Source organism: uncultured Marivita sp. (assembly GCF_947488135.1).
GTDB lineage: Bacteria > Pseudomonadota > Alphaproteobacteria > Rhodobacterales > Rhodobacteraceae > Marivita.
Genome location: NZ_CANKYW010000039.1, coordinates 1 through 388, shown reverse-complemented (window position 1 = coordinate 388; position 388 = coordinate 1). Strand labels below are relative to the sequence as shown.

At 59.8% G+C, this 388-nt stretch carries 1 pseudogene; it reads right to left on the bottom strand.

Features of this window, described 5'->3' with window-relative positions:
* Positions 1 to 359 (bottom strand): annotated as a pseudogene (locus tag Q1B16_RS22320) (hypothetical protein); the annotation flags it as partial.
* Between the last annotated feature and the right edge of the window lie 29 nt (positions 360 to 388).

The following is a 388-nucleotide window of genomic DNA, read 5'->3' as shown; positions in this document are numbered from 1 at the left end:
AGGAAGCCGCCAATGCCGATCACCGCTTCGGGTTCCGACGCGCCCTGGATCACGTAGTCGATTTCGCCGACATCCTCACCGGTGCCCGAAGAGACCACGTCGAGGCCGAGGAATTCGCCGACGGTCATGTCAGAGATGCTCTGCGGCGCCTCCATGTCCATCGTGTCGGTGGCCATATCATCCGTCGCCATCGTGTCTTCGGTGGCATCAGGCGCCATGGTGGTGTCTTCGCCAGCGCCTTCGATGATCGGGGCATTCTCCGTCTCGGTCTCGGTCGCCGTGCTGTCGCTTTGCGCGAAGGCGGAGGTGGCAAGAAGGAGGCTCAGTGCGGTTGTTGTCAGAAATGTTTTCGAGGTCATGGTATCACCTTTTGGTTTCATGAGGTGAT